15 protein-coding genes and 2 pseudogenes are annotated in these 15,711 nt (G+C 52.4%); 13 read left to right on the top strand and 4 right to left on the bottom strand.

Features of this window, described 5'->3' with window-relative positions; all coding sequences use genetic code 11:
* The 10 genes and pseudogenes from tssJ to dbpA form a co-directional block, all read left to right on the top strand.
* The coding region (tssJ, locus tag IM290_RS19325; RefSeq protein ID WP_193354491.1) for a type VI secretion system lipoprotein TssJ at nt 1-273 on the top strand (273 nt) is incomplete at its 5' end.
* A 4-nt stretch (nt 274-277) separates the two neighbouring features.
* Nucleotides 278-550, top strand: a pseudogene (locus tag IM290_RS19320) (type IV secretion protein Rhs); the annotation flags it as partial.
* Nucleotides 551-701: 151 nt separating this feature from the next.
* Nucleotides 702-1,001: a hypothetical protein gene (locus IM290_RS19315; protein ID WP_223826513.1), complete on the top strand. Its 300-nt coding sequence runs from the start codon at nt 702-704 to the stop codon at nt 999-1,001.
* Nucleotides 1,002-1,417: 416 nt separating this feature from the next.
* Complete coding sequence (tssE, locus tag IM290_RS19310; RefSeq protein ID WP_032669721.1) at nt 1,418-1,873, top strand: type VI secretion system baseplate subunit TssE; 456 nt, start codon at nt 1,418-1,420, stop codon at nt 1,871-1,873.
* 23 nt (nt 1,874-1,896) lie between these two features.
* Entirely contained in the window at nt 1,897-3,213 is a 1,317-nt protein-coding gene (locus IM290_RS19305) for a VasL domain-containing protein (RefSeq protein WP_193042534.1), read from the top strand.
* A 28-nt stretch (nt 3,214-3,241) separates the two neighbouring features.
* Complete coding sequence (locus tag IM290_RS19300) at nt 3,242-3,730, top strand: hypothetical protein (protein WP_193042535.1); 489 nt, start codon at nt 3,242-3,244, stop codon at nt 3,728-3,730.
* A 297-nt stretch (nt 3,731-4,027) separates the two neighbouring features.
* Nucleotides 4,028-5,158, top strand: a complete 1,131-nt coding sequence (locus IM290_RS19295; protein ID WP_080459221.1) for a methyl-accepting chemotaxis protein — start codon at nt 4,028-4,030, stop codon at nt 5,156-5,158.
* A 90-nt stretch (nt 5,159-5,248) separates the two neighbouring features.
* On the top strand, nt 5,249-6,232 hold the full coding sequence (zntB, locus tag IM290_RS19290; RefSeq protein WP_017382256.1) for a zinc transporter ZntB: 984 nt from the start codon (nt 5,249-5,251) through the stop codon (nt 6,230-6,232).
* 280 nt (nt 6,233-6,512) lie between these two features.
* Nucleotides 6,513-6,659: a hypothetical protein gene (locus IM290_RS19285; RefSeq protein WP_275427718.1), complete on the top strand. Its 147-nt coding sequence runs from the start codon at nt 6,513-6,515 to the stop codon at nt 6,657-6,659.
* Between the two features lie 57 nt (nt 6,660-6,716).
* Nucleotides 6,717-8,090, top strand: a complete 1,374-nt coding sequence (dbpA, locus tag IM290_RS19280; RefSeq protein ID WP_193042536.1) for an ATP-dependent RNA helicase DbpA — start codon at nt 6,717-6,719, stop codon at nt 8,088-8,090.
* A gap of 43 nt (nt 8,091-8,133) precedes the next feature.
* On the opposite strand, the gene ttcA is transcribed toward dbpA, so the two are convergent.
* The gene (ttcA, locus tag IM290_RS19275) at nt 8,134-9,069 is read right to left on the bottom strand and encodes a tRNA 2-thiocytidine(32) synthetase TtcA (protein ID WP_001186974.1); all 936 of its coding nucleotides are present in this window, start codon (nt 9,067-9,069) and stop codon (nt 8,134-8,136) included.
* A 49-nt stretch (nt 9,070-9,118) separates the two neighbouring features.
* Nucleotides 9,119-9,316, bottom strand: a pseudogene (locus IM290_RS19270) (tyrosine-type recombinase/integrase); the annotation flags it as partial.
* A gap of 70 nt (nt 9,317-9,386) precedes the next feature.
* Between IM290_RS19270 and IM290_RS21765 the strand changes: the two are divergent.
* The 3 genes from IM290_RS21765 to IM290_RS19260 all read left to right on the top strand — a co-directional run bounded on the left by IM290_RS21765 (nt 9,387) and on the right by IM290_RS19260 (nt 10,360).
* The gene (locus IM290_RS21765; RefSeq protein WP_017693355.1) at nt 9,387-9,518 is read left to right on the top strand and encodes a hypothetical protein; all 132 of its coding nucleotides are present in this window, start codon (nt 9,387-9,389) and stop codon (nt 9,516-9,518) included.
* A 219-nt stretch (nt 9,519-9,737) separates the two neighbouring features.
* The gene (locus IM290_RS19265) at nt 9,738-9,935 is read left to right on the top strand and encodes a hypothetical protein (protein ID WP_000790642.1); all 198 of its coding nucleotides are present in this window, start codon (nt 9,738-9,740) and stop codon (nt 9,933-9,935) included.
* A gap of 2 nt (nt 9,936-9,937) precedes the next feature.
* A complete protein-coding gene (locus tag IM290_RS19260) occupies nt 9,938-10,360 on the top strand; it encodes a GFA family protein (RefSeq protein WP_193042537.1) in 423 nt (140 codons plus the stop codon).
* Nucleotides 10,361-10,394: 34 nt separating this feature from the next.
* On the opposite strand, the gene ompC is transcribed toward IM290_RS19260, so the two are convergent.
* On the bottom strand, nt 10,395-11,555 hold the full coding sequence (ompC, locus tag IM290_RS19255; RefSeq protein WP_193042538.1) for a porin OmpC: 1,161 nt from the start codon (nt 11,553-11,555) through the stop codon (nt 10,395-10,397).
* Between the two features lie 385 nt (nt 11,556-11,940).
* Entirely contained in the window at nt 11,941-15,465 is a 3,525-nt protein-coding gene (gene nifJ / locus IM290_RS19250) for a pyruvate:ferredoxin (flavodoxin) oxidoreductase (RefSeq protein ID WP_193042539.1), read from the bottom strand.
* Nucleotides 15,466-15,711 lie beyond the last annotated feature (246 nt).

The following is a 15,711-nucleotide window of genomic DNA, read 5'->3' as shown; positions in this document are numbered from 1 at the left end:
TACCAGACGCTGCTGCGTAAGGCCGATACGGTACTTAAGGACGATATGCTGGCGTCAAAAGAGCTGCTGGTGATGCCCGGGGGCAGCGTGACGCTCAATATGCCCATGGATGAAGATGCTCAGTTCGTGGCTGTGGTGGGACTGTTTAACCACCCGGATCAGAAGGATAACCGCTGGCACCTGGTACTGACCCGTGACGATCTCGACCCGGACAAACCCCGCACGATTGAACTGGGTGATGGCTGGCTCAGCCTCGTGCCGGTGAAGGAGTGACGTGATGGATAACTGGTCAGCGCTTTTTGACGGACAGACCCGATATTTTCTGGATATCAATGACAGTTCAGTGAAGCCGGATGTTCTGCGCTTTTACGGCAGGGAAGCCCTGAGCGAACCATTCCGCTGGGACATCGAGTTCACAACGTTTCAGGCGAACATTCCCCCGGAACAGGTGCTGATGAAATATGCCTCCTTCCGGATGCGGAGCGGCAAAAGTGTGCACGGCATGGTGACCCACCTGGAATGGCTTTCCACCTCAAAGGACCAGTCTCACTAACTTATCATTCATTTGAATAAGGTAGATAAGCAGGAATATATTTACTGGAAAGAGGTGAATATAAATGCATAGCTTTATAAAAAAAACGTGCTGCTTCATGTTGATATCAGTTTTCTTCTTTTGCGTTTTGCTAATGGTGATTAAGATCATGGCTTATCAAAACGCAATCAAGAATGATACTATATGGAGTCGAGATAATAAATGCGAACTGACTACTTATATTCCTGACTATCGACCATATGGTGGTATCGGGAGAGTGTTACGGTTGTTTTCCAATCAATCTTTTTTTGTTGTATATGATTCCAATGGGAATAAAATAAAAAGCTCTGCATGGCACTTTTGGCAAGCTCAGTTCTCTGATTCGGTTGCACCAGAATGGCACGGGCAATATGCAATGTATCCAACAAGTGAAGGGTGGGCTGGATGGAAAATTCCAGAGTGTGGTTAACGTTTAAAATGCCAATTACCTTCGCCCCCTTGGTCAGAATTGACCTGGAAACGCGATTAAGGCAATGAAATAGTATGGGCTATAGCGACTTATTACCATAAGTACGGTAAGGATCATATCAGTATCCGGTCATACTAATCGCTGATACGGATGAATATAAACTCTTAACAAATGGGTGAATACTGAAAGGTTGCTCTGGCGGCCAGTGTAATGACAAAGACAGGTAAGACCAGGACTCACTACACCTGAATCAGTCACTGGGCTTAAAGCCGCGAAGGAAATAAGGGTGAATCAGCGAATTACATTGGGGCTGGCAGCGTTATAGCTGCAAATAAGCCAGGAATAATGTTGAACCCTACCCGTCAATGTCTAAACAATGGATGCTTTGCAAACGGAATGTGTTCATATAATGACTTATGCCACAGGGACACAACACGCCATCGCTGTATGAAATGCTGAGCGGCAATTTCTCAGGTGGCCTGAACCTCAACCAGGTCAGCGAACAGAATCAGGTGATTTTATCGGTACTCGATAATATGCAGCGGGTACTCAACTGCCGCGCCGGTACGCTGGCTCACCTGCCGGACTACGGCCTGCCGGATATGACAAAAATCCTCCAGGGAATGCCCGGGACCGCCCACCAGCTGATCACCACACTGTCGGCTGTGTTGCTGAAATACGAGCCGCGCCTGAGCCGGATTAACGTGGTGATGCAGGAACAGATTCAGCCCGGTGAACTCCGCTACGCCATTGATGCGGAGCTGAAGGGGGTCGGGCTGGTGCGCTACGGCACGGAATTTATGCCCGAGGGCAGGGTATTAATCCGTCATCTGAAACAACAGCAATACCTCGATGCACGAGCCGCCATCTAGTTATTACTCAGGTTAAAACAGTTATGACAATAAATTCTGAACGCCAACTTAAAACCGGCGGGGATCCGCGCACGCTTGCGGATTACGCTGCCTTGCGCGACGAAATGAACAAGCTCACCCATCCGGCACGCCCGGATGTTAACTGGCAACACGCGGAAACGCTCTGTCTGTCACTGTTTGAGCATAACGGTGTGGAGCTACAAACGGCTGCCTGGTATACGCTCGCCCGCACGCATCTCGCCGGCCTCTACGGCATGAATGAAGGGCTGGCGGTACTGGCTGCCCTGGTCGTCCGCCAGTGGGGTAGCCTCTGGCCACAGCCTGTTCATGCGCGAGTTGAAATCCTCAGCGCACTGAGCAAACGCCTGCAACAGGTGGTGAGAACGCTGACGTTGACGTATGCCGATTTAGGGCAGCTTTATCAGGCTGAGGAGGATCTGAACGCTCTGAGTGACATGTTGCAGCGCCTCGAACTTAAGCATGCTGCTCAGCTTGATGCTCTGCGCACGATGATGCAGAACGCAGCAGTGCGTCTGGAAAACAGTGAAAATTCGGGCGTAAGTCTGCCGGGTAACGCGGTAGGGGCCGCGGAACTCCACCTCACAGAACCGACAGAGCGTTGCAAATGGGTTTATGTGGTTCAGCCCGAGTCGTTGCCGAATAAAGAGCCTCCTGTGCCCGTGAAGCAGTGGAAACCATTTGCTGCGGGTATGTTGTCCATGCTGGTGGCTGCCAGTGTTGTCGTAGTGGGATGGCAGATGATGCATGCGCCAGATTCGGCGCAAATGCAGCTGGCTGCGACTCTGACTCCTTTACCTGAAGGACTCTCTACAGCACAGTTGCAGGCGCTGCAACAAACGTCACCGCCACCTGAACCGGGGATCAGCAAGACACAGCAGTTGTTAGCGCAGCTTTTACACCTGAAACCAGACTGGGCAGTAAGCTACGGCGACCGTCTGGTGCAGCAGGCGCTGACGCTGTGGCCTGAAGAGGCCAAACCCCTGGCGCAGCGGTGGCACAAGCAGATTAGCGTTGCCGGACTTGCAGAGTCAGAGCTGAATGGCTGGCATCAGGGCATGACGCAGTTACAGCAGTTGACGAACAGGCTAAACACGCTGGATGAACAGAAGGGGAAGTACATGACGGTCAGCGAACTGAAATCAGCCGTGTTTGCCATGTCGCAGTCCTTCAGCCATACCGTTCCGCTTGAGGAGCAGCTTCGTCTGCTTTCCATTTTACCTGCCGGGCAACCCGTGTCAGCAGCGCAGCTAAACCAGACCGAACAGCATCTTCAGCAGTTGATTGCCAGCTATGCCCTGCTGAAGCACCAAAAAGAATAATGAGACTGGCGAAAAACACGGAGTTGACATGTCAGCAAGAGAGCGTTTTTTTAAGAAAGTGCAACAGAGCATCGGGGACAAACCGATCTATGTTAATACGGCTGAGGCCGAAGTCAGGGCGTTTTGTGAGCGGATGGAGGATCTTGCGCAGCAAATCATTACATGGTTTGAAGGTTCTGGTATTGAAATATTTTTATCTAAAAAACATATCACCGATTTAAGTACGGTTGGCTACAGCCTCAGTAGCGGTATATGTCGTTATGCCATTACGACGATCATTTTGCAAAATGGGGATCGCAGCGTCACCATTATGCCAGAACAGGTGATCAGGGGGCCGGAGAAGGGGTGTGTGACGATGAGTATTAATGTCCCCGATAGTCTGTCGGGGGCGAGGATATTCCATTTAAGCATGGCGCCTGATACAGGCTGGTATATTCGTCGCGGGCATCAAAGTGCAAAAGAGAATATTCTCATGAATGAGGACTGCTTTTTCCAGACTATCGACTATCTGGCCTGAACGTAAGCCACTCTAACGGGAGGGGAGCGTATTAACTACGTTAACTTATTAAGCACCACTAAACAACGGCGCCCTACAGTACCCCTCCTTAAATATATAATTGCCATTTTTGAAGGGGTATCAGCAACCAAACGACAAGCCAGATATTTAGCGTAAAACATGCTTTTTATCCGCCTTAAGTAAAACTGCGCAAATCAAACTACAAAACAACAAACCAGCGACGAACGTGAGGACAAATTTGTATGGCAATGCTATAACCCTTAATGCCAACCAAAATATAATGTCCCAGGAAAACGTATGCTAAGAAATATTAGTGTCAGAACGTTCATTATCTATTTCCTTTTATGTGTATTTTTGGTAAGTGATGGAGTTATAGCGCTATTTTCACGAAATTCTTCGCTTTTTATTGCAGTCATAATTGTACAATTCATCGCTTTATTTTTGCTTTGGGCGTACATGACAAAATATCTTGTGACGCCGATCAATACGGTGAAAAAAAGTATTGAAGAAGTAACGTCAGGCAAACTTGGCGTGTTGATACCTGAATTTGGCAACAACTGTGCGGGACGACTGATCCCGGGGATTAACAGTCTCTCCAACAACATTGCAACGCTGGTCCGTGAGATCCGCGCCTCCTCGCAAACCGCGATGACCCTGTCTGATCAACTCTCTTCACGCAGCGCGCAGCTTTCCGTCAAAACAGAACAGCAGTCAGCTTCGCTGGTGCAAACGGCAGCCAGCATGGAAGAGATGGCTGCAAGTACAAAAAATAATGCCGACAATACCCGTTTAGCCAGCGAGCAGGCGAATATCGCGACGTTACAGGCGCGTAAAGGCGGAGAATTAATGGGGCAGGTCGCGAACAATATGCAGTCGATTACCGACTGCGCCCAGCAAATGACAGAGATTATCTCGCTGATTGACGGTATCGCTTTTCAGACCAATATTCTGGCGCTTAACGCCGCCGTTGAAGCGGCAAGAGCGGGCGACCATGGTAAAGGGTTTTCTGTGGTCGCGGGTGAGGTGAGAAGCCTGGCGCATCGTAGCGCCGAAGCGGCAAAAAATATTAAGTCACTGATTGAAGTTACCAGCCATAACGTGACGCAGGGCGTTAACGTGGTCTCTGAAGCCGAAAAAAACATGCATGACATTGTTACCGGTTCGGGCAATGTGAGCAGACTGATGGATGAAATATCCGCCTCAACATCAGAACAGGAAAAAGGTATTTCACAAATTACGCAGGCATTATCAGAGCTTGAACGCGTAACGCAGAGCAACGTGTCGATGGTTGAGGAACTCAATGGATCGTCAGATGTGCTGCGCAATCAGGTGATTGAGCTCCAGACACGAACACGCAATTTCCGTCTGGAAAATGAGTTCCAGACTGACAATGCGTTAAGAAGCCGCGAATGGGCGGTGAATTCCTGAACGTATTCAGGACGATGCCTCACATAATTATTGCTTAACCCTCGGCGAAAGCTAGACTGACACCGAAAGAGATAAAACGGTGGAGGCGCTGTGGAGAGCATTAAAGGGTCTGAGGTTAACGTACCTGACGCAGTTTTTGCATGGGTGTTTGATGGACAAGGCGGCGCAAGGCCGCTTGAAGATCAGGATCACATCGACAGCGAACATCCATGCTGGCTGCACCTCAACTACACGCACCCGGACAGCGCCGAGTGGCTCGCGTCCACGCCGCTACTGCCCAACAACGTTCGGGATGCGCTGGCGGGAGAAAGTCTCAGACCCCGCGTCAGCCGGATGGGTGAGGGGACGTTAATTACGCTGCGTTGTATAAACGGCAGTACGGATGAGCGTCCGGATCAGCTGGTGGCAATGCGTGTTTATATGGATGAACGGCTGATTGTTTCCACTCGCCAGCGAAAAGTGCTGGCGCTGGATGACGTCATTAACGATCTGAAAGAGGGCACGGGGCCTACGGATTGCGGCAGCTGGCTGGTGGATGTGTGTGATGCGCTGACCGATCATGCCAGCGAGTTTATAGAAGAGCTTCACGATAAAATCATCGATCTGGAAGATAACCTGCTCGATCAGCAAATCCCCCCACGTGGTTTTCTGGCGCTGCTGCGTAAGCAGCTCATCGTGATGCGCCGCTATATGACCCCTCAGCGCGACGTTTATGCGCGGCTGGCCAGCGAGCGCATGAGCTGGATGAACGACGATCAACGCCGCAGAATGCAGGATATCGCCGACCGGCTCGGACGTGGACTGGACGAGATTGACTCATGTATTGCCAGAACGGCAGTCATGGCGGATGAGATAGCCCAGGTGATGCAGGAGTCGTTAGCCAGGAGAACGTACACCATGTCGCTGATGGCGATGGTCTTTTTACCGAGTACCTTCCTGACGGGGTTGTTTGGCGTAAACCTCGGAGGGATCCCCGGCGGTGAATATCACTATGGCTTCACCACGTTTTGCGTCATGTTAGTGGTTTTGATTGGGGGTGTTGCATGGTGGTTGCATCGTAGTAAATGGCTGTAAATTTACGCTTTTCTGAGGCAGAGTCGGCTTCAAAACGACATTTTAATTGAGCGAAGTCAATAAACTCCGACCATGTTAGGTGCAATATTACTCCCGCAGGTGAATGCAACGTCAAGCGATGGGCGTTGCGCTCCATATTGTCTTACTTCCTTTTTTTGAATTACTGCATAGCACAATTGATTCGTACGACGCCGACTTCATAGTCGGCTTTTTTTTGCCTCCTGTTTATCTGCGTCTACCCTTTAGGAGTAAGCACCCTAATCTGGAGGAAAAGATGAGTATGCTACTTGCCCTGCAACGCCTTAACACCTGGCAGTCCGATCCGGTGCCCACCGATCCGACGCCGATACCCGATCCTGTCCCACGTCCGCAGCCGATGCCGGATCCGCCGCCCGATGAAGAACCGATTAAATTGTCGCATCGTTAGCGCAGATCTGCGAGGATACGCGCCATCTGACTGCAATCATTACCACGAGAGTATATTGTGACCGCTTTTTCCACGCTGAACGTTCTGCCTGAAGCCCAACTGACTAACCTGAATGAGTTGGGCTACCTCACTATGACCCCAGTCCAGGCCGCCGCGCTGCCGGCTATCCTTGAAGGCCGTGACGTGCGCGTGCAGGCGAAAACCGGCAGTGGAAAAACGGCTGCATTCGGGCTAGGCCTGTTACAACACATTGATGCAACCCTGTTTCAGACCCAGTCCCTGATACTCTGCCCGACGCGCGAGCTGGCCGACCAGGTCGCGGGTGAGCTGCGTCGTCTGGCGCGTTTTTTGCCTAACACTAAAATTTTAACGCTCTGCGGCGGGCAACCGTTCGGTGCGCAGCGCGATTCCCTTCAGCACGCGCCGCATATCATTGTGGCAACGCCGGGCCGTCTGCTCGATCACCTGCAAAAAGACACCGTTTCACTCGATGCACTGCAAACGCTGGTGATGGATGAAGCTGACCGCATGCTGGATATGGGCTTCAGCGATGCGATTGACGAAGTGATCCGCTTTGCGCCAGCCACGCGTCAGACGCTGCTCTTTTCTGCCACCTGGCCTGAGGCGATTGCGGCGATCAGCGGGCGCGTGCAGAAGAACCCGCTAACCATTGAAATCGATACTGTCGATGCGTTGCCAGCGATTGAGCAGCAGTTCTTCGAGACATCGCAGCACGGCAAGATTCCACTGCTACAAAAATTGCTGAGCCAACACCAGCCAGCGTCCTGCGTGGTGTTCTGTAATACCAAAAAAGATTGTCAGGCGGTGTGCGATGCCCTGAATGATGCCGGACAGAGCGCATTATCGCTGCATGGCGATCTGGAACAGCGCGATCGCGATCAGACTCTGGTGCGTTTCGCTAACGGCAGCGCTCGCGTGCTGGTTGCAACGGATGTGGCGGCCCGTGGCCTGGATATTAAATCGCTTGAGCTGGTGGTGAATTTCGAACTGGCATGGGATCCGGAAGTGCATGTCCACCGCATCGGGCGTACCGCGCGTGCAGGTAACAGTGGTCTAGCCATCAGCTTCTGCGCACCTGAAGAGGCGCAGCGCGCCAATATTCTTGCGGAAATGCTGCAACTGAAACTCAACTGGGTGAATACCCCGGGTAATATCAGCATCGCTCCGCTGGCGGCGGAAATGGCCACCCTGTGCATCGACGGCGGTAAAAAGGCCAAAATGCGTCCCGGTGACGTTCTGGGGGCGTTAACTGGGGATATCGGTCTCGACGGGGCAGATATTGGCAAGATCACGGTCCATCCTGCGCATGTCTACGTAGCGGTTCGCCAGTCGGTTGCGCATAAGGCCTGGAAACAGTTGCAGGGCGGGAAGATTAAAGGGAAGACCTGCCGCGTTCGACTGCTGAAATAAGCTTAAAACGCGTCTCAGAAATGATATCTGAGACGCTGCCAGGTTACTTGACTTCTACCACGTTCAGGCGCAGTTCATCGAATTGCGCATCCTCTTCCTCTGGCTGCCAGCCAGCAGGCTGCATCGGGATCTCTTCGCGGTCAAACGCCAGATCCCCGCCATTCACCACCTCTGAACCGTGGTTAATCCCTTTGAAATCGAACAGTTCAACGTCGGCGAGGTGCGAAGGCACCACGTTCTGCATGGCGCTGAACATGGTTTCGATGCGGCCCGGATAGCGTTTATCCCAGTCACGCAGCATGTCGCCAATGACCTGACGTTGCAGGTTCGGCTGTGAGCCGCATAGATTGCACGGAATGATAGGGAAGGCTTTGGCCTGAGAGAAACGCTCAATGTCTTTCTCGCGGCAGTAGGCGAGTGGGCGGATCACGATGTGTTTGCCATCGTCGCTCATCAGCTTCGGTGGCATTCCCTTCATTTTGCCGCCATAGAACATATTCAGAAACAGCGTTTGCAGAATGTCGTCCCGGTGATGACCAAGCGCAATCTTGGTGGCGCCCAGTTCGGTTGCGGTGCGGTACAGAATGCCGCGACGCAAACGTGAGCAGAGCGAGCAGGTCGTTTTGCCCTCTGGGATCTTCTCTTTAACAATGCCGTAGGTATTCTCTTCTACGATTTTGTACTCAACGCCCAGGTTCTCAAGGTACTCCGGCAGGATATGCTCCGGGAAGCCCGGCTGTTTCTGATCGAGGTTAACCGCGACCAGGGAAAAGTTCACCGGTGCGCTTTGCTGTAGATTGCGCAGGATCTCCAGCATGGTGTAGCTGTCTTTACCGCCCGACAGGCAGACCATGATGCGATCGCCTTCTTCAATCATGTTGAAGTCTGCAATGGCTTCGCCCACGTTACGGCGCAGTCGCTTTTGCAGTTTATTCAGGTTGTACTGTTCTTTCTTGTTAATTTCTTGATTTTGTTGCATCTATTCGTTACTCAGATCTCAAATGGGGCACAGGGTGAGGAAAACGATTTCAAAGCGTCAGCTTCGTGTTCATCTCTTCTATCCATGTAGCATAGATTTCATACACCATCTGCGCATGTACGTGCCCCATCTGGTTAGCGATAAAAGACGGGTTTGCGGCTACCGGTAAAAACCAGCATGCGAAAGTGTGTCGTGTATGGTACGGATTGCAGCGCCGAATGCCAGCACGATTTACAAATGAGCTCCACAGGAGAAGTTTGGTTAAGACTGAAGGGTTGTCTACACTTACAGCTTACGCAGTAAAAACGGAGGTGAAAATGACTGACCGTCCCGTTAATGGTGACCATCCTGATTATAATCCCAGCCCGGATAACCCGGACAAGGATGGAAAAAAACCGAAAGATGATCCTGGCTCAGCGCCTGAATCAGGCGATAAAGATCCAGAGTAATGACCTGCCGCCTTTTCGAAGGCGGTTTTAACACCCATTCGGCCTCTCTACGCGCACCGCTATTCATGTTGTTCTCATCAACGTTGTCTGATAACCGCTCAGCACCCCTCCTGTTTTGCCTGGCGAACAGCTGAGATACAGCACGGATCTCATTCCCGCGTACCAGCGCGTTTTACAGTTCTCCTGCTACGCTTTTGAGGGGGACAAGGGAGCGCTTCTATGAAAAATAAAGACGAGCAGACAGGATTAGTTGGGCTGGCGATTGGTGCCGCCGTTATCGGGCTGGTTTCATCCCAGAAGATCATCAACCGTGAAAGTATTGTCGCTGAGCTGGTAAGGCTCGGCAGGCAGAAGGGGGATGGTGTCGAAGATGAGGTCTTTTTAAAAGCGGCTGAGTTAGTGAGAAAAGGAGTATAACGATGGCTGACATTCGTCATGCACAGTGTCATTGTGGGGCGGTGAAATTTACGGTTGAGCTGACGGACGGCCTGAATACCGCACGTCGATGTAGCTGCTCGTTTTGCAGGATGCGTGGGGCGGTAGTGGTTTCAACGCCTTTGACGGGCATTAAGGTGACGCAGGGCGCGGACACGCTCACAGAGTACCGTTTCAACACCGGCACGGCGCGCCATTTCTTCTGTTCGATCTGCGGTATTTACACGTTCCACCAACGACGTTCCAATCCCAATGAATATGGTGTGAATGTCGCCTGTCTGGAAAATGTCACGCCATTCGACTTCCCGGAAGTGGCGGTAATGGATGGAGTTAATCACCCTGTGGATGGCGACAGCGGAGTATTTGGCTATCTCTCCTTCCGCAAAGAACAGGCGAAACAGCGATAAAAATTAGCCCGCAGGTCGCTGCGGGCTAACGGGATTAGAACTGGTAAACCAGACCTAACGCTACAATGTCATCCGTACCGATGCCATTGTTTTTGTAGAACGAATCATCTTCATCCAGCAGGTTGATTTTATAATCAACATAGGTGGACATGTTTTTGTTGAAATAGTAGGTAGCACCGACGTCAGCGTATTTCACCAGATCTTTATCGTCCTGGCCATTGCCCAGGTCTTTACCTTTGGACTGTAAATAGGAAATAGCCGGACGCAGACCGAAATCGAACTGATATTGTGCGGTGACTTCGAAGTTCTGGGTTTTGTTTGCAATACCGCCGCCATCTTGGCTATCGGTTGAACCATAAGGGGTCATATTGCGGGTTTCGGAATACATTGCCGCCAGGTAAATATTGTTAGCGTCATATTTCAGGCCAGCAGTCCATGCATCCGCCTTATCGCCACCTGCATACTGAGATGCTGCGCCAGTGCCAGCACTAACCTGATCGTTGGTACGGTCAGATGACGTATATGCCGCGCCTGCGCTGAAGCCCATGCCAAAGTCATAGGTGGTGGAGATACCGAAGCCATCACCGTTTTGATTACGAATGTTGTTATCTGAACGGTTATTAGTGCCTTCCTGAGAGCAGCCATACTCGTCACAGTTGCTGCCTTCATTATTACCCTGATACTGCACCGCGAAGTTCAGACCCTGCACCAGACCAAAGAAGTCGGTGTTACGGTAGGTAGCCACGCCGTTTGCACGACCGGTCATAAAGTTATCGGCATAAGTATAAGAGTCGCCACCAAATTCTGGCAGCATATCGGTCCAGCCTTCAACGTCGTACAGGACGCCATAGTTACGGCCGTAATTGAAGGAGCCGTAATCGCCCACCTTCACACCCGCGAAGGCCAGACGCGTCCAGGACTGATTGTCAGAACCTTCGGTGTTGTTTGCCTGAATGTTGTATTCCCATTGTGCGAAGCCGGTCATCATGTCGTTGATTTGGGTTTCACCTTTGAAGCCCAGTCGCATATAGGTTTGATCGCCATCTTTAGACGCGTCGTCAGAGAAATAATGCAGACCATCTACTTTGCCATACAGATCCAGTTTATTGCCGTCTTTATTATAAATTTCAGCTGCGTGAGCGGCGCCAGCCATTAACAAAGCGGGGATCATCAGTGCCAGTACTTTTCTTTGCATTTTGATTATTCCTTTGCAGTTATTTTTTTATTACTTCGTGAACTTTCCGGGCTGGAAAGCTGTCCCATGCTAAATCACTCTGACGGCGGATGAATAAAATATAATTGTTACGGGTTAAGTAAAATCTAAACTAAATGATGCGGTGGAAATAACGATTGATGCCATGAATGAATTATTATAATCAATACAAAATAAAAATTATTAATTACGTGGAAAACAAGGTAACCTCCACGCCGTTATATGCCTTTAAGATTTTTTCATCCATAATTCACGTGAATATTGTTCAGAACATTGAGGCAATTTTCACCGATCTTCTGGATTCGCCCGGTGCACGTGCATCGGGCTTTTTTTGGCAAAAAAATGCCCGGACAAGCCGGGCATAAAGTTATTCACTGGTCGATTTTTCGGCTTTCCCCGCCAGTTGCGCCAGGAAGTCATAACGCTTCTGTAGATCCGCTGCCGCATCCTTCCATAGCTGCTCTGCCACTTCTGGCTGTTGAGCGTTCAGCCTGCGGAAACGCTGCTCCTGAAGTAAGGTTTCGGCAAGGGCGTCTGACGGCGGACGCGAATCCAGCGCCAGCGGCAATTTCCCTTCATCGGCACGGCGCGGGTCGAAGCGGTACAGTGGCCAGAAGCCGGTTGCGGTGAGCTGACGCATCTGGTCGTGGCTGAGCGCCAGATCGTAGCCATGCTCCTCACACGGACTGTAGGCGATAATCAGCGACGGCCCTGGATACGCTTCCGCTTCCTGAATGGCTTTCACCGTCTGGTTGAGCTGCGCCCCCAGCGAAATCTGCGCGACGTAGACGTGTCCATACATCATCATGCTGACGCCCAAATCTTTACGCGCCTTGCGCTTGCCGTGCTCACCAAATTTCGTGACCGCCCCCAATGGCGTTGCTTTCGAGGCCTGTCCGCCGGTGTTGGAATAGCACTGAGTATCAAGCACCAGAATATTGACGTTTTCGGTCAGGCTCAGGACATGATCAAGACCGCCGAAGCCAATATCGTAGGCCCACCCGTCGCCGCCGATCAGCCAGATAGATTTTTCAACCAGCGCGTCAGCATCAGTCAGGAGTTGTTCAGCCCCTTCAACACCCTGAAGCGCGTTGCGCAGTTCAGCAACCTGCGCGCGACGAACGTCAGGTGTGGCCTCCGCATGCAGGGCATCATTCAGTTCTGCCGGGATCTTATCGGCAAACTGTGCCAGCAGACGCATTACGCGGGCGCGGTGCTGATCGACCGTCAGACGGAATCCCAGACCAAATTCTGCGTTGTCCTCGAACAGGGAGTTTGCCCACGCCGGGCCGCGACCGTTCGCGTCGGTGGTGTATGGCGTAGACGGCAGGTTACCCCCATAGATTGACGAGCAGCCCGTCGCGTTGGCAATCAGCATTCGGTCACCGTAAAGCTGAGTGAGCAGTTTGATATACGGTGTTTCGCCGCAGCCGGAGCACGCCCCGGAGTACTCGAAGAGCGGGGTGATGAGCTGCGAGGTACGAATGTCAATGCGTTCCAGCTTGTTGCGATCGATTTCGGGCAGGTCGAGGAAGAAATCATAATTCACTTTCTCTTCTTCAACATGTTCAAGACGCGACATCATATTGATGGCTTTGATTGACGGGTCCTGACGATCTTTCGCCGGGCACACCTCGACGCACAGGTTACAGCCGGTACAGTCTTCCGGCGCCACCTGTAGGACATATTTCTGACCACGCATATCGCGGGATTTTACATCCAGCGAGTGCAAACTTTCCGGCGCGCCATCTAACGCTTCTGGCGACACCACTTTGGCGCGAATGGCCGAGTGCGGGCAGGCCGCCACGCAGTGGTTGCACTGGGTGCACAGCTCTTCTTTCCAGATAGGGATCGCTTCGGCAATGTTGCGTTTTTCCCAGCGGGTCGTGCCCATCGGCCAGGTGCCGTCAGGCGGAAGCGCAGAGACGGGAAGGGTGTCGCCCAGTCCGGCAAGCATCGCCGCCGTGACGGTTTTGACGAAATCCGGGGCGGCGTCAGACACCACTGGCGGCCGGTTCGGACTGCTGGCATTGACCGGCTGCAACGGCACCTCGAACAGCGATTCGCGGGCCAGCGCCAGCGCCTGCCAGTTGCGCTCAACCAGTTCCTGCCCTTTGCTGCTGTAGCTTTTGGCGATCGCCCCCTGGAGTTCCATTAGTGCGCTGTCGCCCGGCAGAATATTGGTCAGGTGGAAGAACGCCATCTGCATAACCGTATTGATGCGCGCCGCCAGGCCGCATTCGCGGGCGATCTTCGCGGCGTTAATGACATACAGGCGCGCCTGTTTCTGGTTAAGCACTGCCTGCACTTCCTGGGGCAGGCGTGCCCAGACCTCGTCGGCGCTGTAAGGGGTGTTGATCAGGAAAATACCGCCGGGCTTCAGGCGCTCGGCCATCTGATATTTATCAATGAACTGGAGCTGGTGACAGCCAACAAAATCTGCCTGAGAAATCAGGTATGCCGAGCGGATCGGGTGTTCGCTGACGCGCAGGTGGGAGACGGTCAGTCCGCCCGCTTTTTTGGAGTCGTAGACGAAATATCCTTGCGCATACCACGGCGTAGAGTTGCCGATAATTTTGATGTTGTTCTTGGTCGCCGAGACGCTGCCGTCGCTGCCCAGACCGTAGAACAGCGCTTCCAGTTTCGCATTGGAGGGCAGGGTGTTTTCCGGCAAGGGGAGAGAAAGGTTAGTCACGTCATCATAAATGCCGACCGTAAAGCGCGGCTTCGGTTTTGCCTCGCGGAGTTCAGCAAATACCGCCAGGACGCACTCCGGTCCGAACTCTTTGGAAGACAACCCATAACGCCCGCCAATGACGCGCGGCAGCGTTTCGCGCTCACCGCGGTTAAACGCCTCAGCCAGAGCGGTCATCACATCCAGATAAAGTGGCTCAGCCTGTGCCCCAGGTTCTTTGGTGCGGTCCAGTACCGCCACGGCACGCGCGCTGTCCGGCAGGGCTGCGAGCAGGTATTTCGCTGAGAAGGGACGGTAGAGGCGAACTTTGAGCACGCCAACTTTTTCACCACGCGTCAATAGCTCATCGACCACCTCTTCACAGGTGCCGATGGCGGAGCCCATCAGAACGATCACGCGCTCGGCCTGCGGATGACCGTAATATTCAAACGGCTTATATTCGCGGCCCGTCGCAGCGGCAAAATCGTCCATCGCCTGTTCAACGTGCTCATAGACCGCGTTGTACCACGGGTTTGTCGCCTCGCGGGACTGGAAATAGGTATCCGGGTTCGCAGAGGTACCCCGGATCACCGGATGTTCCGGATTGAGGGCGCGAGCGCGATGCGCATCGATGTCAGCCTGCGGCAGCAGATTCAGAATGGTGTCGTCCGGCAGCGGAACAATTTTATTGATCTCGTGGGACGTGCGAAAACCATCGAAGAAATGAATAAATGGCACTCGGCTTTTCAGCGTGGCGATATGCGAAATCAGCGCGAAGTCCTGCGCTTCCTGCACGCTGCTGGCGCAGAGCATAGCGCAGCCGGTCTGACGCACGGCCATCACGTCTGAGTGGTCGCCAAAAATAGAGAGAGCGTGAGTGGCTACGGTGCGTGCGGCGACGTGTAACACAAACGGCGTTAATTGCCCTGCCAGCTTGTAAAGCGTGGGGATCATCAACAGCAGCCCCTGAGACGACGTAAACGAGGTCGACAGGGCACCGGTCTGCAACGCACCGTGCACGGTGGCAATGGCACCGGCTTCGGACTGCATCTCTACAACCCGCGGGACATCGCCCCAGACGTTTTTTATCCCATTACCAGCCCAGGCGTCAGCCTGTTCAGCCATCGTGGAGCTGGGAGTGATGGGGTAGATGGCGATAACTTCGCTGGTACGAAACGCAACAGACGCGACTGCACCATTGCCGTCAATAGTTTGCATAGGAGAACACCCTTACATTGCGCAAAAAGAGGGGCCTGAAAAACGACGACAGACCCTGAATATTATCTGTGTATTTTAGCAAAGCTCAGGTTTTACGATTTTCGCTTTTGTGTCCTTGGTATGCGCTGTATCAATGACTCGAAGGCTATTCGCGTTAAAAAATTGCGAGAAATTGTTACCAGGGCGCATAAATACGCACATCCGCTCTCGACGATGCGGCGCGTGATGCCTATTATGCATAGGTTT

This window comes from Enterobacter cloacae complex sp. S1, from assembly GCF_014930525.1.
Taxonomy (GTDB): domain Bacteria; phylum Pseudomonadota; class Gammaproteobacteria; order Enterobacterales; family Enterobacteriaceae; genus Enterobacter; species Enterobacter hormaechei_C.
This window is presented reverse-complemented; position numbering and strand designations above follow the sequence as displayed.

Coding starts and splice junctions, on each gene's coding strand:
- IM290_RS19315 (WP_223826513.1), top strand. CDS start 702: ATGGCTTATCAAAACGCAATCAAGAATGATACTATATGGAGTCGAGAT.
- tssE (WP_032669721.1), top strand. CDS start 1,418: ATGCCACAGGGACACAACACGCCATCGCTGTATGAAATGCTGAGCGGC.
- IM290_RS19305 (WP_193042534.1), top strand. CDS start 1,897: ATGACAATAAATTCTGAACGCCAACTTAAAACCGGCGGGGATCCGCGC.
- IM290_RS19300 (WP_193042535.1), top strand. CDS start 3,242: ATGTCAGCAAGAGAGCGTTTTTTTAAGAAAGTGCAACAGAGCATCGGG.
- IM290_RS19295 (WP_080459221.1), top strand. CDS start 4,028: ATGCTAAGAAATATTAGTGTCAGAACGTTCATTATCTATTTCCTTTTA.
- IM290_RS19285 (WP_275427718.1), top strand. CDS start 6,513: ATGCTACTTGCCCTGCAACGCCTTAACACCTGGCAGTCCGATCCGGTG.
- ttcA (WP_001186974.1), bottom strand. CDS start 9,069: ATGCAACAAAATCAAGAAATTAACAAGAAAGAACAGTACAACCTGAAT.
- IM290_RS21765 (WP_017693355.1), top strand. CDS start 9,387: ATGACTGACCGTCCCGTTAATGGTGACCATCCTGATTATAATCCCAGC.
- IM290_RS19265 (WP_000790642.1), top strand. CDS start 9,738: ATGAAAAATAAAGACGAGCAGACAGGATTAGTTGGGCTGGCGATTGGT.
- IM290_RS19260 (WP_193042537.1), top strand. CDS start 9,938: ATGGCTGACATTCGTCATGCACAGTGTCATTGTGGGGCGGTGAAATTT.
- ompC (WP_193042538.1), bottom strand. CDS start 11,555: ATGCAAAGAAAAGTACTGGCACTGATGATCCCCGCTTTGTTAATGGCT.
- nifJ (WP_193042539.1), bottom strand. CDS start 15,465: ATGCAAACTATTGACGGCAATGGTGCAGTCGCGTCTGTTGCGTTTCGT.